We start from the raw sequence: 23,580 nt of genomic DNA on the forward strand, positions 1-23,580 counted from the left end.
GGCTCTTTCTAAAAAAATTTGCGGGGCTTCGACTCCGCTCAGCCTGACATAGCTAATAAAAAACTTTGCGCTGCTTGCGGTTAAAAAAACTTAAGCCCTCTTAATCTCATGCCCCACATATTCCTCCAAAGCAGCAAACATATCATCTACAGAAAGTACTTCGAAATCAGGATGGTTTTTCAGGAAATTAGCATTTAGCGTAATCAGGTTTTCTTCAAGTTCAAAAAACGTATCATTATTCAAAGAATCGCGAACCGGATTTACACCTTCCAGTTTTCCGCTTACAAATTTATTCAGCTTTACGCTGCTCATTAGTTTTACCTTTTTGCTTTGTTGCTGAAACAATTCAAGATGTTTTTCGGCGCCAATTAAAGCCAAACCTTCTTCGATAAGTTCGTTCAATTCCTTGTTCCAACCCGATTTATAAACAAACTGCGAAAAATTCCCTTCCGCATATTGCGAATAGTAATAATCGAGATAATAACTCATCAACGCATCTTCGTGAATAAACTCGTCATCGACACCTTCCTCACGCATTAAATTAATTACCGAAATATTAGAATGAATCACATCCTGAAGATTTTCACTATTCATTGCCGTTTCAGAAACTAGTATTCTACCGAACTCCTCCATTTTGATATTTTTTAAGATTGATTTGCAAATTTCGATGAAATAATAATAGGATTCACAATAATTTTTTGGGCGTTCCCTCCGGTCGGGCTATTCGCTGCAAGTCCTCGCACTTCCTTCGTCAGGCTGTGGGCTTTTCGCTACTATCCCTAACGCGAATCAGTTTTTATAAGAAGATTTTATTTTATGAGATTTTTGAAGTAAAAAAAGTATTTTAGCACCACAAAAATTTAATCTAATTAACCATCCTTATTTAAAGTAATTATACATACACTTTCAAATAAATAAACTATTCAATTTTGGAAAACGCAAAAATTATAAAAAGAATTGGTTACATCAGCCTTGCCATTGGTGTTCTAACACTCTTAATCTTCCATAATTATCCTGAAAGTTGGATTTTTAAACCATTCGTACAAGATACATATGCAAATTTTTCTTTTGAACTTTTAAGTATTTCTGCTACGATTTTATTGATAAATTATCTTTATGAGAACAAAGAAATTGAAAACAACAAAAAACGACTTATTAGAGAACTAGGAAGCGAAGACAAAGGGTTCACTTCTAGGGCACTAAAAGAGATTAAGGAACTAGGCTATTTAACAGATGGCAGCTTGAACGGGATAGATTTATCAAAAGCAAATTTAGAGGGATTGGATTTCTCTAATGCCTGTTTGGAAAACACTATTTTTAACAACGCATTACTAAATAAAGCGATCTTTAAATATGCAAATTTAAAAAATACCAGTTTTCTAAATGCCGAATTAAGAGAAAGTAATTTTGAAAATGCGATATTTGACAAAACCGTACTTAAAAATTCTAATTTGTATTGATCAATACTTAACAATTCGAAAATTTCCAATTCTGATTTTTTAAATTCCAATTTTGAACTTGTAGAATTAATTGATGTTCAGATTAATAATTCCAAATTTGATAGAGCTACATTTAAACTTTCCAATTTAACGAGAGCAAAATTTATAGAATGTAATTTAACCGGAGCAAATTTCAACAACACTAATTTAAAAAATTCTACATTTGAAAGATGTGATCTTAAAAATGTAGAAGATTGGCATAAATCTTCCGAATTAGCAAGTTGTAATTATAGCACTTCAGTAAATATTCCAAATATAAACTAAATAAGATTAATTATGCTTAACTATATTATAGAAGAAATTATATCTAAATATTTAGGATATAAGAGAAATCATGAAGATGTAATGAAAATACATCAATCATTAGAACAATATATAAATAAAGAATACAATAAATTAAATCAAACAAAAAACTTAATTTTCAGAAATGAGCCAATCAATTTTAACGAAAATTATATCCCATTAACATTAACAAGTAAAACAAAAAATTTCAGAGTAAATGATCCAATTAATTTAATAAAGGAATATGAGTATATTGGAATTATTGGTTCTGCAGGTAGTGGCAAAACAACCATACTAAAACACATTGCACTTTCTTGTATTGAAAATCAATATAAAATACCTATTTATATTGAACTTAGAAACTTAGAATCTAAAATTTTAAGTTTTGAAGATTATATTGCTTCATCAGTTAACGAAGATTTTCCTGATCAAATAAAATCCTTATTTAAATCTGGAGAATTTATATTTTTATTTGATGGATTTGATGAAATTGACTACGTAGAAGGTAATGATTTTATAACTAAAATTGACAGTTTTATTAACAAATATAATAACAACATTTTTGTTATGACTTCTCGTCCTGGTACAAATATTGAAAGTATTCCACCCTTACATATTTTTAATATTAATCCTTTAAATTCTGACGATATTTATTTATATGTTAATAAAATAAATTTACCTAATAAACTAAAAAGAGATATTCTTGACAATATTAAGAATAATTATAATTTAAAGGGGATTCTTAATATACCTTTATTCTTATCACTTTATATTGCTTCTTACAATAATGGCAATAAAAACTTTTTAGATAAAAAAAGTATCTTCTTTAGAAATATCATTGATGCACTATTCTCACATCATGATTCTATATCTAAATTAGGTTATGTAAGGGATAAAATCTCAGAATTAAACAAAGATGAACTTGAAAAAATAACAACAGCTCTTGCATTTAGAATGCTTTTTTCTGGAAAATTCGAACTATCTAAGGATGATATTTACAAAGAATTTGATATCATAAAAAGAACAACAAAAATAGCTTTTGAGAATGAAAAATTATTATTTGATTTAACAATTACAATAAATATACTTTTAGATGAAGAAAATCATTATATTTTTCCTCACATTTTAATATTAGAATATCTTACTTGTTTATTTATTAGCAGACTAGACAACACTTTTAAACAAGAATTTTACAACAAACTAGCAAGAAACAGTAGAATTTATTTGAGTCAAAATTTTTATGATTTTTTACACGAATTAGACTATAAGTACTTTACTAAATATTATATAATAGCATTATTGAAAAATTACTTAAAGAATACTATCAATTTTTCAGATGAAGAAAATTTTCGTGATATAAAAAATGGAACTATAATACCATATATAGCTGAAAAATATGGACCTAAATATGATTTGTATGAAACACTAAATATGTTGGAACTTGAATTTATAAATGATGATAATAATAGCTTTTCAAATGATTTATTTGATGTTTTATAAAAACATCAAATAAATCATTTGCTTTTTTTCATGTTACAAGGCTGATTTGGAAACATCAATCAAAAACAAAATCCTCATGCCCCAAATACACCACCTCAACTGCGTGAAAATTGTTTCACCCGTAAACGACAATGTTTGCGGACATTGTTTATTGATTCAGGAAAACGACAAACTCATTTTAGTCGATACCGGAATTGGTCTTTTAGACATTCAAAACCCGGAAGAAAGAATCGGTCAACAACTTATAGATATGGTTGGATATCGTTTTGATGAAAATCAAACCGCAATAAGACAAATCGAAAAACTGGGACTTGATCCGGAAAAAGTGACCGATTGTATTATTTCTCATCTCGATAATGATCATATTGGCGGTTTGGCAGATTTTCCAAACGCAACCGTTCACGTTGGATTGGAAGAATGCGACAACTATATTTCAGGAAATCCAAGGTATTTAAAAACACCTTTATCGCATCAGCCAACAATAAAAACCTACGAAAAATTAGATTTGAACTGGTTTGGATTCGAAGCCAGAAAAGTCGACATCGATACTGAAACAGAAATTTACCTAATTCCCCTTTTCGGACATACATTAGGACATTGCGGTGTTGCGATAAAAACAGAAAAAGGATGGTTATTTTATATTGCCGATGCTTATTATATGCGAATTGAACTTACCAATAGCGATCATCCCGTAAACCAATTGGCAAAAATGCGAGCCGAAGACAACGATTTACGATTGAGCACTTTAGATAAAATCAGAAATTTAATAAACGAACATCCTGAAATCGAAGTTTTTGGATATCATGATATCGAAGAGTTTAATTTTTATAAGAACTAAAAAGCAAAATTTTATAAAAAAAATAGAAATTTTAACGCAACCATTTTTCAAAAGGGTCATCTGTTAACAAAGAGAATGCTTTATCCTATCCTGAAATACTCAAATACGAAAAAGCAGTTCTCTATTAAAAACGTAAAAACCCTTAGTTTATGGATGACCTACCAAAAAACCTCACCTTATTTTACGTCTCAGGCATATGCTCTCTCATAGTAGGAATAATTTATGCCATAATGCTCATCGACGGAAATTCAGGACCAGACGGATTAATGGGAATTTATATTTTGTTTGGTTTGCTTCCGGTTATTATTCTCATAATAATCGATCGGTTTCTGGTTACAAAATTTGGGAATCAAAAAGTAAATATAGTGGAGTTCTCTTTTCTGGGATTTATTTTATTCTTGTGGATTATAAAAATGGTTTTAAATTTGTAAAATGCTCATAAAAAACATTAAGTTTATATATTAAATATATTTTCATGAGCTTAAACTACAACTTAGAAACACAATTTCTAAAAAAAGTCGAGGATCCTAATAATATAACAAACAAAAGAGAAATATTAACAGATGATCAAATAAAAGACATTCTTGAAAAACACCCAAAAATTCCGAAAGATTATATTGCTTACTTGCAAGAAATTGGTTCCGGAAATTTTAGAGAATGTAAATTTAAAGTCCATCCCTTTCTTTTTGATCTTGAAGATATTGGACTTGAAGATCATTATGAGCTAAAATCTAATGTATATTTTTTTGGAGATAATTATTGTGGCGACTTTTCAGGCTTTGACTTTGACAATAATGACGGCAATGTTGTCGAATTTTGGCATGAAAGCGGAGAACTATATTATACTAATCAATCTTTTCATACTTACATTAGGGAACAAATGCAAATAGATGAAGACGAAAATAGCTAACTCAGAATTTGAAGAAACTTTTTCATCTCTAAAAAGAATTGGAGAAAGATTTGCGAGCGCAAAAACCACTTTCGAATTATTAAAAGAATTAAATCCGGAAACCACAACAGCACAAACTCACATTCTGGTTTCCGAACTCAATAAAATTCAATTTTCGTCTAATACAAACACTGTTTTCTATTTCTATTTTCCAATAGTAAGTCACATTCTCTATTATAAACCTGAATACGAAAAAGATCTTTTAAGATATCTAATAGGTCCAAACTTCGCAAACGGAACATCTGAAGTTGATGAAATGATTGCAATGATCAAAGGAGCAATGGAATTTAAACTTAAAGAAAACGAATTTTATTTAACCAACGAAAGTCAGTTTTGGGTTGAGAACGAACTTCCTAAACTGGAAAAAGAAATTCAGCGAGAAATAGATCTTTGCTGGAAAGAACTTGAGGAATAAAGCACAAAATTGAAATTTGAATTGAACACAACATCTATAAAATAAAGAATAATCGATGAAAAAGAATGCATTGCTTTTAGCCTTAATTATTACATTTTCCTGTCATAAAACCGAAACAATAAAAGCTCCGGCAACAATAAATACAGAAAAAACAATTGCAAAAGATACAATCAAACCTGTATCAACTAAAAATATAAGTGATTCTATAACCTGCATTGATGTTGTTTTAGAAATTTTGAGAACTGCGCCATCTTATGTTGAAGGAACAAAAGGTTTATACGAAGCTGTTGTAAAAAATGGAGGAACTTCTTTTGGAATTACAGTTGAAGGAAGCCCGAATCCGAAAAGAGACAACTCCCTCGATTACTCAGAAACTTATGAATTAAATCTTCATGAAACTTATCCTGACCGAATGCCAACTATTGCAAGATATACTTTTGATCCGTCTAAAAACGAACTTTACGAATACGACACAGCCAATGATTCTTTGATGCCAATTGCCTTCAACAAAAATTTGATTCTAAAATATAATAAAATCTGCAAATAGTAAAACAAAAGCAAACAGCAAATTAAACAATACCAGATTCGTCATTATTCTTCTTTTCATTCATTTTGGCCACTAAAGCTTTCAAACGTAAGGCACGTTCTTTTTTTTCGGCTTGAAGTTTGGCCTTTTTCTTATTGAGCAATTTAGTATGCAAAGCCTTGTTTTTGGTATTTTTCTCAGGACCTTTTGCCATAATTTAATTTTCTTTAATTACGTTTACAAAGATAAAGAACTAATTGCGAGAACAAGTCTTAAAAGCAAAAATGGATCCTGAAAAACTTCGAGATATTATAATTCCACTAATCGTTATTGGTGTAGGTTTATTTGTAAGAACAACAGAAAATAAAAATTACCAGGACGCAAAAAAATGGGGTAAGTATTTAATAATTATTGGTGTAGTTTCGCTCATTATTAGAAACATTGATCTATTAATCAATTAATATTATTTTGCGATTTTTAAAAAATAAATCTCTGAGAATAAATGAAGTTATCATACAATAATTGCAAAATTGAAATCGCAGAAGAAAAAATTAAATGCGAATATTTATACTTGGCCAATAAAAAAATAGATTGGGAAATAACTTTAGCCGAAAAAATAATCTATCAAATAAACTCCAAAGAAATAATACTTATCCCAGAAGAAATCAAAGAATTTCAATTCGAAATAGCAGATATCTCTCATAGATCGTCAAACTTAAGTCAGGAAGCAGTAATTTATTATTTAAAAAAGGGAGAATTTGAGGCAATAGAATTTTTCAGATTTTGTGTGATTGAAGAAACAAAATTAAGTAGCCAAACAAAATCATATGAATTCGCAAATGAAATATTAAAAGTTATATCCAATAAATATGACATTCCATTTTCATTTAAATATTATGTCGAAACTAAGAAAAAAAGAGATGCTATATCCTATCTAATTTTATTGATAATCTTTTCTTTTTTATTTGGCCTATTAGCGAGTAATTTATAAAAATTAACTAAATGAACGCAACTTTCTTCCCAACACAAGAACAATTTAGATCATGGTTGGAAAAGCATCACCAAAAAGAAACAGAACTTTTAGTAGGTTTTTATAAAGTGAATAGCAAAAAACCATCCATGTCCTGGTCAGAATCTGTCGATCAGGCGCTCTGTTTTGGCTGGATCGATGGCGTTCGCAGATCGATTGATGAAGAAAGTTATTCTATCAGGTTTACACCAAGAAAAAAATCCAGTATTTGGAGCGCTATCAATATCAAGAAAATCGAAACACTCACAAAAGCCGGATTGATGAAAGAAGCCGGAATAAAAGCTTTCGAATTCAGGTCTGAAGAAAGATCTAAAATTTACTCTCATGAAAATGAAGCGTATATTCTCGATCCTGAACTCGAAAAGCAATTTAAAGCTAATAAAACAGCTTGGGAATATTTCAACAATCAGGCACCATCGTACAAAAAGGTAATAATTCACGTAATTATGAGCGCCAAACAAGAAAAAACCAGAATTGCAAGATTGGAAAAAGCGATAAAGTTTAGTGCCGAAGGAAAAAGAATGCTGTAAAAGAAAAACGAATCTTTGTAACTGAGATCAAAAGACAAATGGTAACTTTATTCTATCGAAAAAAATTGAAGTATTGAAGTTACATCTGTATGTATTATTTTTTCACGCAGATTAAGCAGATTGAGCAGATTTTCTTTTTTAATCTTTAAACTGGATTTAAAATACATAGAAAAAAGTAGCATTCTATACTAAAACAATTTAGATGCAAAGTAGTAGCTTTTAATATGAACTTACATCACTTATATGGTGCAAAAAACAACTATGATAATGAAAGATAGAACAGCATTAGAATACTACGTTTTGGATGTATTCTCTAATAAAAGTTACAAAGGAAATCCGTTGTCTGTTGTTTTTACTGATGGCAATCTGGAGTTAGAAACCTATCATAATATCGCAAAGGAATTTGGCTATTCTGAAACTTCGTTTGTTTATTATTCTACAATTCAAAAAGCGCTCAATGTTCGCTCTTTTACTCCAACTGGTTTTGAGGTAGATGGCGCCGGACACAATTTATTAGGTGCAGTTTGTGCGGCATTATTCAAAAAAATTTCCATTTTTCATGAACAAAACGAAACCAATCATTTTGTCATTATGAAAGACAATCCAATACCATTAACTACAAGTTTTGATCCCGTTACAGAATATCCCATTGTACAAATGCATCAAAAACCGGCTGTTGCACTAAAAGAAGTTCCGGCTTCGCTAATAGCAAAAGCAATTGGTTTGGCAATTGACGATTTAACGGTTGGTGATCTTCTGCCTACAATTGTTCAAACCGAAGTTGCCCATATAATGGTTCCCATAAAAAACAGACGATTCCTGCACGATTGCATTCCTGATAATAAACGCTTAATTGAAATCTCCAAGGAGTACGGATTTGAAGGTTTTTATTGCTTTACCATTTTCGATGCAAAACATGAAAATATAGTCGAAGCCCGATTTTTTAATCCGCTAATTGGCATTGATGAAGATGCTGCTACAGGAACAGCTGCCGGACCTTTAATAGGTTTTTTAACTAAAACCAAATACACAAAACCCAATACCGAATATAAAATCCTGCAGGGCGTAAAACTAAATCAACCTTCGTTGATTGAAGTTATGGCCAGAGAAAATGATATTTTGGTGGGTGGTTCTGCGGTTATTACAATGAAGGGGGAAATTTATATATAGAAAGGATGAACAAAAATTTACTAATTAGTATTTCGGAAAAAGCAATTAAATACGAAGATTTCAATTTTACATCTGAACAAATTGAAAATAATTGGCTCGGAACTGTTCCGGCTACCGAAAAACAGATTAATGATGCAGAAAACAAACTTGGCATAAAACTACCAGAAGATTATATTGAATTCATTCGAATAACTAATGGTTTTTCAGCACCAAATGATATCGAACCAAGTTTTGAAAATATAGAAAACATTGACTTCTTAAAAAATATTGATGATTTTGTAATCGAAGCTTATGCATATTTACCCGAATTAGAGAATGCTATACAAATTGCAGGAATATCCGAAGAACAATATTTTTTACTACTTCCTCCAAAATCAAAAGACGAAGAATGGAAATATTGGAAGTTTGCAAATTGGTATCCGGGTGAACATCCTTACGAAAATCTAAAAGAGTATTTTGAAGATGTTCTTCGCTTTATAATTGATCAACATAAATCATAAAAAAAGCCGCATCAAAAAATGCAGCTTTATATCTTAACCAGAATATTTTCTTAGTTTGTTTTCATTGGTGGTAAATCGAATGCGATAGAATCGTGTTCGAAATTATTACGGTGTCCTCCGTCGCAAAAAGGTTTGTTTGCAGATAATCCGCAACGGCAAAGTCCTAATGCTGCTCTTCCTTGTAATCCGTAAACTGTTCCTTCTGAATCCATTATTTCGAAATCACCTTCGATTTTGATAGATCCGTTTTTATTGATGATTAATTTTGTCTTGCTCATAACTTGTTTTTGTTTTTTTTCGAAAGCAAAGATTGCAAAATAAATTCTGAAGATTTTTATTGAGGAGCTAGTTTAAACTGGTTCTATTTTATGGGTTTTACCACAGAGGTTTTCACAGAGATTCACGAAGATTTTTTTAAGAAATGAGAATTAATCTCGCAAAGGCTCGAAGGCGCAAAGTTTTTGTTTCACTTTTGAATGTATTAAAAACCACCCTAATGTCCAGAGCCGAGTTCCGAAGGAACGTCTTATCTTGTAGGGCTGGACTTCAGTCCAGTCTACAATACGCATAGCAATAGCGAATAAACTTTGCGCCTTCGTGACTTTGCGAGATTAAAAAACTTTCGTGAATCTTTGCTAAAACCTTCGTGAATCTCTGCGAAACTTAGAATTCTCAATTCTATTGCTTATTTTTGCACTCAATAAAATTGAGTTATGATACAGAATCCTAAGAGATATACTATTACGGCGGCATTGCCTTACACCAACGGACCTATACATATTGGGCATTTGGCGGGGGTTTACGTGCCTGCAGATATTTATTCGAGATATTTACGTTTGCAAGGAAAAGACGTTGCGTTTATTTGCGGAAGCGATGAACACGGGGTTGCAATTTCGATGAAAGCCAAAAAAGAAGGAATTACACCACAAGAAGTTATTGATAAATATGACGGAATTATCAGAAAATCATTCGCTGATTTCGGAATTTCGTTTGATAATTATTCCCGTACTTCGGCTAAGATTCATCATGATACGGCTCAGGAATTCTTTAGAACATTGTATGATAAAGGCGATTTTATTGAAGAAACAACAGAGCAATTGTACGATGCAAAAGCAGATCAGTTTTTAGCAGATCGTTTTGTTGTTGGAACTTGCCCAAAATGTGGCAATGACGGAGCTTACGGAGATCAGTGTGAAAATTGCGGATCGACTTTGAATGCGACGGATTTAATAAACCCAAAATCGACGATTACCGGAGAAACTCCGATCTTGAAATCTACAAAACACTGGTTTTTACCTCTTGACAGATATACTGAGTTCTTGACAGAATGGATTTTGGTTGGACATAAAAACGACTGGAAACCTAATGTTTACGGACAAGTAAAATCTTGGGTTGATGGCGGATTGGAACCTCGTGCGGTAACGCGTGACCTTGATTGGGGAATTGATGTTCCGGTTGAAGGTGCCGAAGGAAAAAAATTATATGTTTGGTTTGATGCGCCTATTGGATATATTTCATCTACGAAAGAGTGGGCTTTACGCGAAGGAAAAGACTGGGAACCATATTGGAAGGATGAAGACACCAAACTGGTTCATTTTATCGGGAAAGACAATATTGTTTTTCACTGTATCATTTTCCCTGCGATGCTTAAAGCCGAAGGAAGCTACATTTTGCCGGACAATGTTCCTGCAAATGAGTTTTTAAACTTGGAAGGAAATAAACTTTCGACTTCTAAAAATTGGGCGGTTTGGTTGCACGAATATTTAGAAGAATTTCCGGAGAAACAAGACGTTTTGCGTTATGCATTAACATCAAACGCTCCCGAAACTAAGGATAACGATTTTACATGGAAAGATTTCCAGGCTAGAAATAACAATGAACTTGCGGATAATTTAGGAAACTTTGTTAATCGTGTCGTTGTTCTTACTCAAAAATATTATGACGGAGTTGTTCCTAACCCTAATAAATTTAATGAAGTTGATGAAGCAGCTTTAGCAGAAGTAAAAGCATATCCTGCAGTAATTGCAAGCTCTATTGAAAGATACAGATTTAGAGAAGCGTTAAACGAATTAATGAATTTGGCTCGTCTTGGAAATAAATATCTGGCAGATGAGGAACCTTGGAAATTAATTAAAACAGATGCAGAAAGAGTTAAAACTCAAATGTATGTTGCGTTGCAAATCACAACAGCTTTAAGCATTTTATCTGAACCATTTTTACCGTTTACAGCTAAAAAATTAAATTCAATTTTAAAATTAGATGGTAATTTGAAATGGAATGATATTGTAGATTCATCTGAATTAATTTCTCCAAATCATCAAATTCAAACGGAAAAAGCCGATGTGCTTTTCGCAAAAATAGAAGACGAAGAAATACAAAAACAAATAGATAAATTGGAAGCTACAAAAACTGCAAATCTTGCCGAAAACAAACAGCCGGAACCTCAAAAAGAATTGATTCAGTATGAGGATTTCGCCAAAATGGATTTACGCGTAGGAACAATCATTGAAGCCGAAAAAATGCCAAAAGCCAACAAACTTTTAGTGCTTAAAATCGATACCGGAATCGACGTTCGTACAATTGTTTCAGGAATTGCCGAAAGCTTTTCGCCAGAAGAAATCATTGGTAAACGTGTTACGGTTTTAGCCAACTTAGCGCCAAGAGCTCTACGCGGAGTTGAAAGCCAGGGTATGATCTTAATGACAACAAACGCCGAAGGAAAATTAGTATTTGTAAATCCTGATACTGATGCGCCGAATGGTGAAACTATAAACTAAGTTTTATAAATATCAAAATAGTAAAGATGCGCAATTGCGCATCTTTTTTTTGTGCCGTTAGGCACTACAGGTTGGTAGAAAAAAAATCAGGTTTCAAATTCGATAGCGTGCCGTAGGTACGCAACAAAACGATATCTCTTGCGTACCTACGGCACGCTGAATTTATTCTAATTCATGTTTTTCTACCAACCTGTAGTGCCTAACGACACATTTTGATTCTTGATTCAATTTTTAAATAAATAAATAAAAACAAGTTTAAACTAACTTTTTATATTTATTAAAAAATGGGAATTTGTTAATAGATTAGCACTTTCTTTAGAATTAATAAAACCAATGACCAAACAAATAAAATTAACCTTTACTCTATTTCTTCTTTTGAGTTTTACCTGTTCTCAAGCACAATATATCGCCGCTTTTGGTATTATTAAAGATAAAGATGGCTTTGTAAATGTTCGGGAAAGTGGAAATGCAAAATCAAAAATAGTAGGCAAAGTTTCTGAAAATCAAATTTTTGAAGACATGGATGCCATCCAAAATGAAAAAAATGAATGGGTTTACATCACTTACGGAATCTCAAAACCAAAAACAGACTCATCAAAAAAAACTGAAGATCAGGGTTTTGGCTATATTCACAAAAGTCGGATACAGTATTTAAGTGATCTGCCAAAACTAAAGATGAAGCTTATCTCAGAAAATAGTGCTGAATTCAAAAATGATGAGTTCGTAATTTCGATCAAAACCGGAAAGTTCATACCAAAAGAACATCAAATTAAAAAACAAGATGGTTTCATATCAAAGATCGATGATCAATATCCTTGGGGAATTGACGGAATAAAATCCGAGAACCTCATCGAAATAAAAGAGATAAAAATTTCCCATAAAAATAAAACTTATACTCTTCCAATAAATAATTTAACCGGATTATACAGTCCCAGCTTCAAAAACACACAAATTTCTATTGGTTTAGATGAAACAGTTTTCATAACAATGTCTAACGGAGATGGTGCCGGAGCGTATAATGTTGTATGGTCAATTAAAGATAATAGGATTAAAGATCAATTTGTTTTTCGAGATTTCTAAAAACAAATTGATCTTATATTTTTGTGCCGCCAGGCACTACAGGTTGGTAGAAAAAAAATCAGTTTCAAATTCATTGGCGTGCCCTAGGTACGCAACAAAATGAAATCTCTTGCGTACCTACGGCACGCTGAATTTATTCTAATTCATGTTTTTCTACCAACCTGTCGTGCCTAACGGCACATTTTAATTTCTTGGTTTCCGGGCGCTCAGAGAATCAATCAACATCTGTTATATAATTCCTGATATTTTACTGGATAATTATTCTACAAATTAGTTTTCTTTCATAAAAAGTAAGATATTAGCGCCTAAATCGTTCTAAAAAACCTATAATGATGGAACTGCTAGATAGTTTACCCACTTTACTTAAATCTTTTTGGTATATCGCTATTCCAACAAGTATCATTTTTATTATTCAGACCATTATTACCTTCACCGGTCTTGACGTAGCCGATGGTTTTGACACTGACTTTCATGCAGATGTACACGATGGAGGTTCAGACTTTCAGCTTTTTTCGTTAAGAAATCTTATCAATTTTTTATTAGGATTTAGCTGGACCGGAATTTCTTTTTATTCCCTAATTGGCGATCAACCGGTATTGCTCATCATTGCTTCATTTATCGTTGGGGTTTTATTCGTTGTTTTATTCTTTCTGGTTATCAAACAAGTACAAAAATTAGCCGAAGACAATTCGTTTAAAATAACCAATACATTAAATAAAACTGCCGAAGTTTATTTGACCATTCCCGAAAACAAAAAAGGAAAAGGAAAAATTATGATTAGTGTAAACGGTGCTTTTCACGAACTTGAGGCCATGACCGAAAATGACAGAATCCCATCAGGAGCGGTAGTTAGAGTAGTAAAAATAGAAAATAATAATATTTTAATAGTAGAATCCATTTAACATAACCAAGCATGAACCCAATTATTTTAATTGCAGTTGCGGCAATCGTTTTATTCGTAACAATTTCGGCATTAATTTCAAGGTACAAACGTTGTCCTTCTGATAAAATCTTAGTCATTTATGGTCGTACCGGCGGAACATCGGCAAAATGTGTTCACGGTGGTGGTGCTTTTATCTGGCCGGTGATTCAGGATTATGCATTTTTAGATTTAAAACCGCTTTCGATCGAGGCTAACCTGACCAATGCTTTAAGCAGACAAAATATTAGAGTCGACGTTCCTTGTCGATTTACTATTGCAATTTCTACAGAAACTGATAGTATGAATACGGCTGCAGAAAGACTTTTAGGGTTATCATCAGAACAAATTCAGGAACTGGCAAAAGATATTTTATTCGGACAATTACGTTTGGTAATTGCAACGATGACTATTGAAGAAATCAATTCTGACCGTGATAAATTTTTGGATAATATTTCGAAAAACGTTGACAGTGAACTAAAGAAAATTGGTTTAAAATTAATCAACGTAAACGTTACCGATATTAAAGACGAGTCTGGCTATATTGAAGCTCTTGGAAAAGAAGCGGCTGCAAAAGCAATTAACGAAGCAAAAATTAGCGTTGCTGAGCAGGAAAAAATTGGAGAAACCGGTAAAGCTCTTGCTGATAGAGAAAAAGACACTCAAATCGCTGAAACACACAGAGACAGAGATGTAAAAATCGCTATCACACAAAAAGACAGAGAAATTAGTATTGCAACTGCCTCTAAAGATGAAACTATTGGAAAAGCAGAAGCTGCAAGAGATACAAGGGTAAAAACATCTGAAGCCAATGCAATTGCAATTCAGGGAGAAAATGAGGCCAAGATTGCTATTGCAAATTCTGAAGCTTTACGTAGAGAAAAAGAAGCAGAATCATTGCGTATTGCGATAACTGCCGAGAAAGTACAACAGGCAAAAGCACTCGAAGAATCGTATGTTGCTGAGCAAAAAGCCGAGTTAGCGCGTTCTGAAAGAGAACGTTCTACACAGATTGCGAACATTGTAATTCCTGCTGAAATTGCCAAACAAAGAGCAATCATCGAAGCACAGGCTGCTGCCGAAACTATAAGAGAGAATGCAAAAGGAGAAGCTGATGCGATTTTTGCTAAAATGGAAGCAGAAGCAAAAGGTCTCTTTGAAATATTGACCAAGCAGGCCGAAGGTTACAAAGAAGTTGTGGCTGCTGCAGGAGGAGATCCGAGCAAAGCTTTCCAACTATTATTATTAGAAAAACTTCCAGAATTGGTTAGAACTCAGGTTGAAGCCGTTAAAAACATTAAAATTGATAAAATTACGGTTTGGGATTCAGGTAACGGACAAGGCGATAACGGAAATTCATCTACTGCAAACTTTGTTTCAGGAATGATGAAAACGGTCCCTCCATTGAATGACTTATTTAATATGGCCGGACTTAATTTACCTTCTTATTTAAAAGGCGAAGATGCTCCAGAAGTTCCTCCAACAATTGAAGTTGTAGAAAAAGAAGAATAATAATTCATTCTATTATCAAAAAGCGCGAACCGATTAAGATTTTTAATTGATTCGCGCTTTTTGCTTTCAAAGTATTCATTTTGTAAAGTATCTTTGAAAAATAATACGCGAATATATATACCTAATGAAAATCACCAAACCAAGATTAGCTTTAATTGGCGGAATACTTTGTATTTCGATTTTTCCAATATTAGTTAAACTTAAATTAGCACCAGGATTAATCTCGGCTTTTTATCGCATGGCTTTTGCCCTGCTTTTACTCTTGCCTTATGTCCTGATTACCAAAAATTTTAAACTCCCAAAGACTAAATATATTTTATTATCGGCTCTTTGTGGTCTTTTATTTGCATCTGATGTTGCGGTTTGGAATATTGCCATTCAGGATTCAAGTGCTACTCAGGCTTCTTTACTTACGAATTTATCTCCGGTTTGGGTTGGGATTGGTTCTTTTTTCTTTTTAAAATCAAAACCCGCAACCAACTTCTGGATAGGAACGGTTGTTTCATTATTCGGAATGGTTACTTTGGTTGGTTTTAGTTTTTTTCTGGAATTAAATTTCAATCAGGCCTTTTTGTTTGCCGTTTTATCCGGGATTCTTTATTCCATTTATCTTCTAGTAAGTAAAAATGTCCTTTCGCATGTTGATGTTCTATCCTTTATGACCATTAATTTAATTGCTTCAAGTATATATTTAGGGATACTTTGTTATGCCTTAAACGAACCTTTTACCGGATTCTCAGATACTGGTTGGTTTGTATTAGTACTTCAGGCGGTAATGTGTCAATTGTGCGCATGGCTTTCTATTAGTTACGCCACGCAACACATGCGCGCTACGAGAGTTTCATTAAGTTTATTGAGTCAGGCGGTAATTACATCCATATTAGCTTGGTTGTTTTTAGAAGAACAAATAACTTTACAAATGGTTTTTGGCGGCATCATTTTGCTATTTGGAATTAGAATTACTTTTTACGATAAGACTATTTCATTAAAAAAACTGTTTACTAAGAATTAGGATTAAGAAATGGTCCACGGATTTTACTGATTAAGCGGGTTTACGCTGATTGTTTTTTATCTGGTTGTGAAAAAATTCTCTCGCAGATTGGGCAGATTTGTTTAAAATAATTCGTGAATTCGTGGCGAAAAAACAGCCCACGGATGACGCAGATTTAAACGGGTTTACGCTGATTGGTTTTATTTGGTTGTAAAAAAGTTCTCTCGCAGATTGAGCAGATTGAGCAGATTTATTTAAAATAATTCGTGAATTCGTGGCGAAAAAAAAGTCCATGGATGATACAGATTTAAAAAGGGTTTCACGCAGATTTAAAGAGATTTAAGCAGATTTATTTTTTTAAATCATTCTAATCTTTTATCCCGATAGCTATCGGGAGTGGCAAAAAAACTTGAAACAAAGCAAACTTGAAACTAAAAAAACAACATCTTTATGTTACATAGAAACAAAATACCAAACTTAAAAGTAATCGCATTTGATGCTGATGATACTTTATTTGTGAATGAGCCTTACTTTGAGGAAACGGAGCATAAATTCTGTGCTTTGATGGAAGACTATCTTTCGCATCAGGGAATTTCACAAGAATTATTTAAAATCGAAATTGACAATTTACCTTTATACGGTTACGGAATCAAAGGCTATATTCTTTCGATGATTGAAGCTGCAATGAATATTTCGAACAATACTATCCCAATTGAGGCTATTGCAAAAATCATTCAGTACGGAAAAGAATTACTCGAAAAACCAATCGAACTTCTGGACGGAGTGGAAGAAACTTTACAATCCCTGCACGGAAAATATAAATTGGTTGTTGCTACAAAAGGAGACTTAAAAGATCAGCACAGCAAATTACATCGTTCAGGTTTGGGTCATTATTTTCACCATATCGAAGTAATGTCAGACAAACAGGAAATCGATTATGAAAAACTATTAGGGCGTTTAGATATTCAGGCCCATGAGTTTCTGATGATCGGGAATTCATTAAAATCTGATGTTTTACCCGTTTTAGGACTTGGAGGTTACGCCGTTCATATTCCGTTTCACACCACTTGGGAACACGAAAAAATTAGTCATAAAGTCGAACACGAGCATTTTAGTTCATTCGAAAAAATTACTGAAGTACTTCAGAACTTATCATAATGAAAACACTTTTAGATTTAGAAAACTGGAACAGAAAAGAACATTTCCAGCACTTTAAACAAATGGAAGAGCCTTTTTTTGGCGCAACTGTAGAAATTGATTGTACCAAAGCTTATCAAACTGCCAAAAGCCTTAAAGCTTCTTTCTTCATCTATTATCTACACAAAACATTGGTTGCGGTAAATGCAATCGAGAATTTTAAATACCGAATTGCCGATGACAAGATCTATATTAATGATCGTGTTGATGCATCGGCAACAATTGGCCGCGAAGATGGTACTTTTGGATTTTCTTTAATTGAATACAATCCTGATTTTAAAATATTCGAACAAAATGCTTTAGCCGAAATTGAGCGTATTCAAAACACAACCGGGCTTTTTACAAGATCCTTTGATGATGACAATCTGATTCATTTTTCGGCAATTCCGTGGTTGAATTTCACTTCGCTTTCACACGCGCGAAGTTACACGTTTCCAGATAGTTGCCCTAAAATTTCATTCGGAAAAATGATTACTTCAGAGGCAGGTAAAAGAACTATTGCTATGTCAATCCATGTACATCATGGCTTGATGGATGGTTTGCATATGGGCCAATTTGTTGACTATTTTCAGGAATTAATGAATGGCCAAAACCAAATTTAACCTTATTCTGTTGTTATAAAAACTTATACTGGAGAATAATTCTTACAATATATTGTTTGTTTGGGGTGAATTTAAAAATCTCAAATAATAATGAAAAAAATTGTAATTATTTTAGCGTTTTCACTGGGTTTCAACAACCTACATGCGCAAACAGAAAATACCTCAAATGGCTATAATAAATGGTCTATTGAATTAGGTGGAGGTTTTACTAAACCTCAGCGACCATTATCTGCAGGTTTCTCTACAGATACTCCAAGTCCTTGGGTTGGTGAAGCAGGAGTTCGTTATATGTTTAATAACAAGTTTGGATTAAAACTTGATTATGGCTACCACAGTTTCACTAGTGGAGACGATTCTATGGACTTTGATTCAAAATACCAAAGATTAGACTTACAAGGAGTTGCTAACTTAGGCCGTATCATGAATTTCGAAACTTGGACTAATACATTTGGTTTATTAGGGCACGCTGGTTTTGGTGTAGGTCAGTTAAAAAGTGATAATTTTAGAGGAAAAGACTGGACAGGTAACTTTATTGCCGGTATAACTGGACAAATAAGATTATCAAACAGAATTGCTTTAACTGGAGATTTCTCTTCTATTCTAAACGCATCACAAGACCATACTTTTGATGGTGCTTACGTTGGCGAAAACAGAGGTTTTTCAGGACTTATTTTTAATGGTACAGTAGGTTTGCAAGTTTACTTAGGAAAAAATACAAAACATGCTGACTGGACTGTTCTTTCACAAAATGTTGATCTTACAGCGTATGACAACAAACTTGCTGAACTTGAAGCACAGATAAAAAACATTCCATCAAAACAAGTTATCGTAGAAAAACCTGTTACAACGAATGTGGTAAGTGATAAAGACATTGTGAAAGAAATGATCAATGACAAATATTACAGTGTTTATTTTGATTTCAACAAATCAACTCCAATCGAAAATTCTACTGCAGCAATTGATGTTGTTTTAACTTACTTAAGAAAAAACCCATCTACTTCTATAGATATATTAGGTTATGCTGATCAGGTTGGAAAATCTGAGTACAACGAGAAACTATCAAATGCAAGAGCTACTAATGTTAAAACTATCTTAGAAAAAGCAGGTATTGCATCTTCAAGATTAAATGTTGTGGCTAACGGAGCTGATACATCAATCCAAAAAGATTCTGAAGAAGCTAGAAGATTAGCAAGAAGAGTTACTTTTAGAGTAAGATAATAATCTTAATCAAAAAATAAATCAAGCCCTAAAGGAAAATTTCTTTTAGGGCTTTTTTTAGGACTTTACGAAACAAAAGAAATGCTTTTACAGATACTATTTATTAGAGGATATTTTAATTAAATTTGGAATAATATTTGTGCTCCAATTAATTATGAAAAAGCTTCTACTTTTCTCGCTCCTCCTCTATCAATCAATACTATTAAGCCAGACAGTATTAAATACGTATCCATTAAATTTAAATAATCCATTAGAAAATGGCCAGGCTTTAAATGTCGACGATGTAAAAACTCATGACATTTACGTTTTTGCAGCAGATGATAAAAAAATCAATATTTTAAAATATAATAAATCGTTATTTCTGACCAATCAGTTTTCAGATACGCTAAGGAATGTAGATGATCGAACTTTAATTGGTCACAGTATTAGTGAAGATGGAAATCCAACACTTTACTGGAGTTCACAAAACAGAAGAAACCTAAGAATCATAAAATACTATCTGGATACCAAAACTTCCAGGGCTTTAAATTTTGATTTCCCTGAAAACATTGAATATTTTGTCACTACATTTCAAAAAGACAATATTTTCTATGTTCTTGGAAAAGAGAAAAACCAACAGCACTTACTTCTTTATGAGTTTCAGAATGGAAAATGTGAAATCCAAATGTTTGATTTTTCTGGTATGCCATTTCAAAATGAAAGAGGACAAAAATTTACCTTTAGCTCACTTATTCGATATTTTCCACTTCAGAAAATGGAATCAGACGATTTTAATTCCTTAGACAAAACCACTGGTATCAACAAAATGTATACACTTGACAATCAAATTATTTTGACATTTGATTACAACTCAAAGAAAACACAAGTAATGAGTCTTAATATGGGAAATGGCGAGATTACAGAGAAAAATTTTGAGCAGCCTGTTTCAAAAAATCCTTCTAAATCTTCAAATTCATTCTATAGTCAAAACAAATTATTTCAGGTTAAGGCAAGTAAAGATGAATTCTTATTTGATATAAAAGATTTTGATTCGCAAAAATCGATCAAAAGCGTTTCAATTTCAAAAAATGATACGATACGCTTTAAAAACTCTCCGATTTTTCTTCAGCTAAATAACGAAAAACCTCAGGAATTAAAAACTACAGGAAAGTTTCTCAAACAATTGTATAATTTGAATGTTGGTGTTTCTGTTTTTAAAAAGAAGAACAATAACGTAGTAACTTTTGGCGGATTTATTGAGCATATTTATTCTTCTTTTGCTTACAGCCCATTTGACAACATGTCTTTAAGAGGTTTTGATGACATGGGAGTTCAGCAGTATTCACAAAGTAAAATGGTTTCTTTTGATGCGATGTTAAATGCTAACAATGAATTTGTAAATAACCCGCAACAAGAACCTTTAGCAATCGACAATATTTTCTATTTTCTAAGTATCAATAAAAATGTAACTCTTCAAAACATTCTTAAACTAAAAGATTATTACATCCTGAGCTATTATGATAATGTTTTAAAACAGTTTGTATTACGCAAATTTACAGATGGTTTGATAAGAGAAGACAATAGAAATCCGATCATGAATAAGTCTCAATTCTCGAGACCGGCTAAATTTGAGAAGCTTAAATTTATTGAGAATTAATCCAAATGTATCCTCTTTACCGCTTTCAAAAAACCGAAACCAATTATTTTTTCTAACTTTACAAAAAAGTCACATTATGTTATCGAAAAATATTGAAGCAGCTTTAAACAAGCAAATTCGCATAGAGGCAGAATCTTCGCAAACCTACCTTTCTATGGCTTGTTGGGCCGAAGTACACGGATTAGAGGGAATTGCACAATTTATGTATACCCAATCAGACGAAGAGCGCGCACATATGCTTAAACTAGTTAAGTATATCAACGAACGCGGAGGTCACGCTCAGATTACCGATCTTAAAGCGCCAAAAACATCTTATTCTACATTCAAAGAAATGTTTGAAGCACTTTACAACCATGAGATTTTTGTTTCAGAATCTATCAACGAATTGGTACATATTACTTTTTCAGAAAAAGATTATGCAACACACAATTTCTTACAATGGTATGTAGCAGAACAAATCGAGGAAGAAGCGACAGCTAAATCTATCTTAGATAAAATCAACTTAATTGGTGATGACAAAGGAGGACTATACTTGTTCGACCGTGATATTCAGCAATTAACGGTGACAAGCTCTATTGCTATCAATCCAAAATAAAAAAAGTTAAAGTTTATTTAGAATACTTAAAAATAACTATTTTCTTTTATATTTGTCTCTGTTTTTAAATACGGAGGAAAATTGAGCAAGAAAGAAAAAGATAAGGACAAGAAAAAGGACAAAAAGAAAAAGAAGAAAAAAGAGCTTCTTGACAAGATTAAAAACTTGGAAAACTGCAAATCTTCTTGTTGTGAGAAATACAAAAAGAGTGAAAAGAAACGTTGCTCTCGCTGTCCTATGTTTGATTTATTCAAAAAAACTGCTTAACTAAAATATATAAAACCCACCAAGAAATTTGGTGGGTTTTTAGTTTAAATTGCAGTAGTCTTAAAAGACACAAAACAGATCAATTCTAAATCATGTGGAGAGAGAAAAAATTTATCATAGAGAACACAAAGTTTTTTTAAATATGCTAAGTTGGTAAAAACACATCCCGTCCCGAAGTTTCGGGATCAGGACACAAAGCTTTGCGGACTTAGATGGTGTAAACGCACTTAAATCCTAGTGAACTCTACGAAAAACCTTCGTTTCTCTGCGGTAAAAAATAATTAGGCGTATAACATTTAGCATTGATTCCTCAAAATTTAATTATGAAAAACCAGATTACTATACCCCAATCAAGTCTTGATTTTTTGACTCAACTTAAAGAAAATAACAACAAGCCATGGTTTGATGCCAATAAACCTGAGTATTTAAAAGAATTAAATCATATTGAAACCTTTGCAGGCGCTTTGCTTGAGGAACTGTCTAAAACTGATGTTCTTGAAACGTCTTCGGGTAAAAAAAGTGTGTACAGGATTTATCGCGACATTCGGTTTTCTAAAGATAAAACTCCTTTTAAAACCTTTTGGGGCGGCAGTTATACAAGAGCAACAAGTGCAAGACGCGGCGGTTATTATTTTCATATCGAAAAAGGCAACAGTTTTTTTGCCGGTGGTTTTTGGGGACCCAATGCTGCAGACTTAAAACGCATACGAAGCGAATTTGCTCATGATGCCGGACCAATGAATAAAATATTACAATCGAAATCGTTTGTAAAAACTTTTGGAACTCTACAAGGTGAACAACTCAAAACAGCACCAAAAGGTTACGATATCAACCACGAAGCCATAGATTTGCTTCGCTACAAACAGTTTTTAATCATCAAACGTTTTACTGATGAGGAAGTTTTAAGTCCGTTGTTTTTAGAACAGGCTTTAAACACTTGCAAAAATATGAGACCTTTTTTCGATTATATGAGCGAAATACTTTCAACCGATATCAATGGCGCTTCTGTTTTATAGCATTACAACACAAAATTTAAACCCGACAGGTTTTAAAAATCTGTCGGGTTTGCTAAGTATGCCGTTATTGGTATAAAAACCTTTTCGGACTCAAATGTAAATTTGAATAACGTTATCTGCTGAGCAATAAAATTTCATTGACAATAACTTCGGTCACATATCTTTTTTCACCGTTTTTATTGTCATAACTTCTATGGGTTAGTTTTCCTTCAACAGCTACTTCTTTCCCTTTTACTACATATTTTTCGATAATTTCAGCAGTTTTACCCCAGGCGGTCACACGGTGCCATTCAGTTTGTTCTACTTTTTCACCTTTATCATTGGTGTACTTCTCGTTTGTAGCAATCGTTAGATAGGCTAATTTTCTTCCACTTTCTAAAGTTCTGACTTCCGGATCGTTGCCTACGTTACCAATTAATTGTACTCTGTTTTTCATTGCATTCATGGCGTATAATATTTAAATGTTCGTATATAAAAGAATTCGTTTATCAAATTCAACAAGGCAAAGATGCGACAGACTCCAAAAAATAA

The 23,580-nt window shown here is 32.7% G+C and carries 29 protein-coding genes; 25 read left to right on the top strand and 4 right to left on the bottom strand.

Annotated features, from left to right (window positions below):
• Positions 1-90: 90 nt before the first annotated feature.
• The gene (locus LNP81_RS04735; RefSeq protein ID WP_065451933.1) at positions 91-633 is read right to left on the bottom strand and encodes a DMP19 family protein; all 543 of its coding nucleotides are present in this window, start codon (positions 631-633) and stop codon (positions 91-93) included.
• Positions 634-929: 296 nt separating this feature from the next.
• Here LNP81_RS04735 and LNP81_RS04740 point away from each other — a divergent pair, with 296 nt between their 5' ends.
• The 8 genes from LNP81_RS04740 (at position 930) to LNP81_RS04770 (ending at position 6,030) form a co-directional block, all read left to right on the top strand.
• Positions 930-1,460: a pentapeptide repeat-containing protein gene (locus LNP81_RS04740; protein ID WP_230033803.1), complete on the top strand. Its 531-nt coding sequence runs from the start codon at positions 930-932 to the stop codon at positions 1,458-1,460.
• Positions 1,461-1,463: 3 nt separating this feature from the next.
• Positions 1,464-1,763: a pentapeptide repeat-containing protein gene (locus LNP81_RS27510; protein ID WP_428979545.1), complete on the top strand. Its 300-nt coding sequence runs from the start codon at positions 1,464-1,466 to the stop codon at positions 1,761-1,763.
• 12 nt (positions 1,764-1,775) lie between these two features.
• The gene (locus LNP81_RS04745; protein WP_230033804.1) at positions 1,776-3,281 is read left to right on the top strand and encodes an NACHT domain-containing protein; all 1,506 of its coding nucleotides are present in this window, start codon (positions 1,776-1,778) and stop codon (positions 3,279-3,281) included.
• A gap of 76 nt (positions 3,282-3,357) precedes the next feature.
• Entirely contained in the window at positions 3,358-4,119 is a 762-nt protein-coding gene (locus LNP81_RS04750) for an MBL fold metallo-hydrolase (protein ID WP_230033805.1), read from the top strand.
• A gap of 149 nt (positions 4,120-4,268) precedes the next feature.
• Positions 4,269-4,550 (top strand): hypothetical protein, encoded by a 282-nt coding sequence (locus LNP81_RS04755; protein WP_230033806.1) that lies wholly within the window; start codon positions 4,269-4,271, stop codon positions 4,548-4,550.
• A 44-nt stretch (positions 4,551-4,594) separates the two neighbouring features.
• Positions 4,595-5,029: an SMI1/KNR4 family protein gene (locus LNP81_RS04760; protein ID WP_230033807.1), complete on the top strand. Its 435-nt coding sequence runs from the start codon at positions 4,595-4,597 to the stop codon at positions 5,027-5,029.
• Entirely contained in the window at positions 5,010-5,483 is a 474-nt protein-coding gene (locus LNP81_RS04765; protein WP_230033809.1) for a hypothetical protein, read from the top strand. Before LNP81_RS04760 ends, LNP81_RS04765 begins: the two co-directional genes overlap by 20 nt.
• 55 nt (positions 5,484-5,538) lie before the next feature.
• Positions 5,539-6,030, top strand: coding sequence for a hypothetical protein (locus LNP81_RS04770; protein ID WP_230033811.1), 492 nt, complete (start codon positions 5,539-5,541; stop codon positions 6,028-6,030).
• 22 nt (positions 6,031-6,052) lie between these two features.
• Here LNP81_RS04770 and LNP81_RS04775 read toward each other — a convergent pair whose 3' ends face one another.
• Positions 6,053-6,223 carry a hypothetical protein gene (locus LNP81_RS04775; RefSeq protein WP_168199925.1) on the bottom strand — a complete coding sequence of 57 codons (171 nt, stop codon included), beginning with the start codon at positions 6,221-6,223 and terminating at the stop codon, positions 6,053-6,055.
• A gap of 70 nt (positions 6,224-6,293) precedes the next feature.
• Between LNP81_RS04775 and LNP81_RS04780 the strand changes: the two genes are divergently transcribed.
• The 5 genes from LNP81_RS04780 (at position 6,294) to LNP81_RS04800 (ending at position 9,239) form a co-directional block, all read left to right on the top strand.
• Positions 6,294-6,470, top strand: a complete 177-nt coding sequence (locus LNP81_RS04780) for a hypothetical protein (protein ID WP_230033813.1) — start codon at positions 6,294-6,296, stop codon at positions 6,468-6,470.
• A 41-nt stretch (positions 6,471-6,511) separates the two neighbouring features.
• Positions 6,512-7,000 carry a hypothetical protein gene (locus LNP81_RS04785; protein WP_230033815.1) on the top strand — a complete coding sequence of 163 codons (489 nt, stop codon included), beginning with the start codon at positions 6,512-6,514 and terminating at the stop codon, positions 6,998-7,000.
• Positions 7,001-7,011: 11 nt separating this feature from the next.
• Positions 7,012-7,569, top strand: a complete 558-nt coding sequence (locus LNP81_RS04790) for a YdeI/OmpD-associated family protein (RefSeq protein WP_230033816.1) — start codon at positions 7,012-7,014, stop codon at positions 7,567-7,569.
• A 267-nt stretch (positions 7,570-7,836) separates the two neighbouring features.
• Entirely contained in the window at positions 7,837-8,739 is a 903-nt protein-coding gene (locus LNP81_RS04795) for a PhzF family phenazine biosynthesis protein (RefSeq protein ID WP_230033817.1), read from the top strand.
• Positions 8,740-8,744: 5 nt separating this feature from the next.
• Positions 8,745-9,239, top strand: coding sequence for an SMI1/KNR4 family protein (locus LNP81_RS04800; protein WP_230033818.1), 495 nt, complete (start codon positions 8,745-8,747; stop codon positions 9,237-9,239).
• Positions 9,240-9,289: 50 nt separating this feature from the next.
• On the opposite strand, the gene LNP81_RS04805 is transcribed toward LNP81_RS04800, so the two are convergent.
• Positions 9,290-9,517 (bottom strand): CDGSH iron-sulfur domain-containing protein, encoded by a 228-nt coding sequence (locus tag LNP81_RS04805; protein WP_056248078.1) that lies wholly within the window; start codon positions 9,515-9,517, stop codon positions 9,290-9,292.
• A gap of 435 nt (positions 9,518-9,952) precedes the next feature.
• Here LNP81_RS04805 and metG point away from each other — a divergent pair, with 435 nt between their 5' ends.
• From metG to LNP81_RS04865, 12 genes are all read left to right on the top strand, one after another.
• Entirely contained in the window at positions 9,953-12,016 is a 2,064-nt protein-coding gene (gene metG, locus LNP81_RS04810) for a methionine--tRNA ligase (RefSeq protein ID WP_230033820.1), read from the top strand.
• Between the two features lie 333 nt (positions 12,017-12,349).
• Complete coding sequence (locus tag LNP81_RS04815) at positions 12,350-13,096, top strand: hypothetical protein (protein ID WP_230033821.1); 747 nt, start codon at positions 12,350-12,352, stop codon at positions 13,094-13,096.
• A 332-nt stretch (positions 13,097-13,428) separates the two neighbouring features.
• The gene (locus LNP81_RS04820) at positions 13,429-13,998 is read left to right on the top strand and encodes an NfeD family protein (protein WP_230040870.1); all 570 of its coding nucleotides are present in this window, start codon (positions 13,429-13,431) and stop codon (positions 13,996-13,998) included.
• An 11-nt stretch (positions 13,999-14,009) separates the two neighbouring features.
• Positions 14,010-15,527, top strand: coding sequence for a flotillin family protein (locus tag LNP81_RS04825; protein WP_230033822.1), 1,518 nt, complete (start codon positions 14,010-14,012; stop codon positions 15,525-15,527).
• A gap of 124 nt (positions 15,528-15,651) precedes the next feature.
• A complete protein-coding gene (locus tag LNP81_RS04830; RefSeq protein WP_230033823.1) occupies positions 15,652-16,539 on the top strand; it encodes a DMT family transporter in 888 nt (295 codons plus the stop codon).
• Positions 16,540-16,968: 429 nt separating this feature from the next.
• Positions 16,969-17,676 carry an HAD family hydrolase gene (locus LNP81_RS04835; RefSeq protein WP_230033824.1) on the top strand — a complete coding sequence of 236 codons (708 nt, stop codon included), beginning with the start codon at positions 16,969-16,971 and terminating at the stop codon, positions 17,674-17,676.
• Entirely contained in the window at positions 17,676-18,317 is a 642-nt protein-coding gene (locus tag LNP81_RS04840) for a chloramphenicol acetyltransferase (RefSeq protein WP_230033825.1), read from the top strand. The genes LNP81_RS04835 and LNP81_RS04840 overlap by 1 nt, the downstream gene beginning before the upstream one ends.
• A gap of 90 nt (positions 18,318-18,407) precedes the next feature.
• Positions 18,408-19,535, top strand: coding sequence for an OmpA family protein (locus LNP81_RS04845; RefSeq protein WP_230033826.1), 1,128 nt, complete (start codon positions 18,408-18,410; stop codon positions 19,533-19,535).
• 154 nt (positions 19,536-19,689) lie between these two features.
• Positions 19,690-21,171 carry a hypothetical protein gene (locus LNP81_RS04850; RefSeq protein ID WP_230033827.1) on the top strand — a complete coding sequence of 494 codons (1,482 nt, stop codon included), beginning with the start codon at positions 19,690-19,692 and terminating at the stop codon, positions 21,169-21,171.
• 76 nt (positions 21,172-21,247) lie between these two features.
• Entirely contained in the window at positions 21,248-21,766 is a 519-nt protein-coding gene (locus LNP81_RS04855; protein ID WP_065451911.1) for a ferritin, read from the top strand.
• Positions 21,767-21,847: 81 nt separating this feature from the next.
• Positions 21,848-22,033: a hypothetical protein gene (locus LNP81_RS04860; RefSeq protein WP_230033828.1), complete on the top strand. Its 186-nt coding sequence runs from the start codon at positions 21,848-21,850 to the stop codon at positions 22,031-22,033.
• A gap of 323 nt (positions 22,034-22,356) precedes the next feature.
• Entirely contained in the window at positions 22,357-23,049 is a 693-nt protein-coding gene (locus LNP81_RS04865) for a DUF2461 domain-containing protein (RefSeq protein ID WP_230033830.1), read from the top strand.
• 112 nt (positions 23,050-23,161) lie between these two features.
• Here the strand turns inward: LNP81_RS04865 and LNP81_RS04870 are convergent, their stop codons facing one another.
• A complete protein-coding gene (locus LNP81_RS04870; RefSeq protein WP_230033832.1) occupies positions 23,162-23,494 on the bottom strand; it encodes a single-stranded DNA-binding protein in 333 nt (110 codons plus the stop codon).
• Positions 23,495-23,580 lie beyond the last annotated feature (86 nt).

Origin of the sequence: Flavobacterium piscisymbiosum (assembly GCF_020905295.1) — a bacterium.
In the GTDB taxonomy this organism is placed as follows: Bacteria; Bacteroidota; Bacteroidia; order Flavobacteriales; family Flavobacteriaceae; genus Flavobacterium; species Flavobacterium piscisymbiosum.

Excerpts from the sequence above, each read along its gene's own strand:
- LNP81_RS04735 (WP_065451933.1), bottom strand. The coding sequence starts at position 633 with ATGGAGGAGTTCGGTAGAATACTAGTTTCTGAAACGGCAATGAATAGT.
- LNP81_RS04745 (WP_230033804.1), top strand. The coding sequence starts at position 1,776 with ATGCTTAACTATATTATAGAAGAAATTATATCTAAATATTTAGGATAT.
- LNP81_RS04750 (WP_230033805.1), top strand. The coding sequence starts at position 3,358 with ATGCCCCAAATACACCACCTCAACTGCGTGAAAATTGTTTCACCCGTA.
- LNP81_RS04755 (WP_230033806.1), top strand. The coding sequence starts at position 4,269 with ATGGATGACCTACCAAAAAACCTCACCTTATTTTACGTCTCAGGCATA.
- LNP81_RS04760 (WP_230033807.1), top strand. The coding sequence starts at position 4,595 with ATGAGCTTAAACTACAACTTAGAAACACAATTTCTAAAAAAAGTCGAG.
- LNP81_RS04765 (WP_230033809.1), top strand. The coding sequence starts at position 5,010 with ATGAAGACGAAAATAGCTAACTCAGAATTTGAAGAAACTTTTTCATCT.
- LNP81_RS04770 (WP_230033811.1), top strand. The coding sequence starts at position 5,539 with ATGAAAAAGAATGCATTGCTTTTAGCCTTAATTATTACATTTTCCTGT.
- LNP81_RS04775 (WP_168199925.1), bottom strand. The coding sequence starts at position 6,223 with ATGGCAAAAGGTCCTGAGAAAAATACCAAAAACAAGGCTTTGCATACT.
- LNP81_RS04780 (WP_230033813.1), top strand. The coding sequence starts at position 6,294 with ATGGATCCTGAAAAACTTCGAGATATTATAATTCCACTAATCGTTATT.
- LNP81_RS04785 (WP_230033815.1), top strand. The coding sequence starts at position 6,512 with ATGAAGTTATCATACAATAATTGCAAAATTGAAATCGCAGAAGAAAAA.
- LNP81_RS04790 (WP_230033816.1), top strand. The coding sequence starts at position 7,012 with ATGAACGCAACTTTCTTCCCAACACAAGAACAATTTAGATCATGGTTG.
- LNP81_RS04795 (WP_230033817.1), top strand. The coding sequence starts at position 7,837 with ATGAAAGATAGAACAGCATTAGAATACTACGTTTTGGATGTATTCTCT.
- LNP81_RS04800 (WP_230033818.1), top strand. The coding sequence starts at position 8,745 with ATGAACAAAAATTTACTAATTAGTATTTCGGAAAAAGCAATTAAATAC.
- LNP81_RS04805 (WP_056248078.1), bottom strand. The coding sequence starts at position 9,517 with ATGAGCAAGACAAAATTAATCATCAATAAAAACGGATCTATCAAAATC.
- metG (WP_230033820.1), top strand. The coding sequence starts at position 9,953 with ATGATACAGAATCCTAAGAGATATACTATTACGGCGGCATTGCCTTAC.
- LNP81_RS04815 (WP_230033821.1), top strand. The coding sequence starts at position 12,350 with ATGACCAAACAAATAAAATTAACCTTTACTCTATTTCTTCTTTTGAGT.
- LNP81_RS04820 (WP_230040870.1), top strand. The coding sequence starts at position 13,429 with ATGGAACTGCTAGATAGTTTACCCACTTTACTTAAATCTTTTTGGTAT.
- LNP81_RS04825 (WP_230033822.1), top strand. The coding sequence starts at position 14,010 with ATGAACCCAATTATTTTAATTGCAGTTGCGGCAATCGTTTTATTCGTA.
- LNP81_RS04830 (WP_230033823.1), top strand. The coding sequence starts at position 15,652 with ATGAAAATCACCAAACCAAGATTAGCTTTAATTGGCGGAATACTTTGT.
- LNP81_RS04835 (WP_230033824.1), top strand. The coding sequence starts at position 16,969 with ATGTTACATAGAAACAAAATACCAAACTTAAAAGTAATCGCATTTGAT.
- LNP81_RS04840 (WP_230033825.1), top strand. The coding sequence starts at position 17,676 with ATGAAAACACTTTTAGATTTAGAAAACTGGAACAGAAAAGAACATTTC.
- LNP81_RS04845 (WP_230033826.1), top strand. The coding sequence starts at position 18,408 with ATGAAAAAAATTGTAATTATTTTAGCGTTTTCACTGGGTTTCAACAAC.
- LNP81_RS04850 (WP_230033827.1), top strand. The coding sequence starts at position 19,690 with ATGAAAAAGCTTCTACTTTTCTCGCTCCTCCTCTATCAATCAATACTA.
- LNP81_RS04855 (WP_065451911.1), top strand. The coding sequence starts at position 21,248 with ATGTTATCGAAAAATATTGAAGCAGCTTTAAACAAGCAAATTCGCATA.
- LNP81_RS04865 (WP_230033830.1), top strand. The coding sequence starts at position 22,357 with ATGAAAAACCAGATTACTATACCCCAATCAAGTCTTGATTTTTTGACT.
- LNP81_RS04870 (WP_230033832.1), bottom strand. The coding sequence starts at position 23,494 with ATGAATGCAATGAAAAACAGAGTACAATTAATTGGTAACGTAGGCAAC.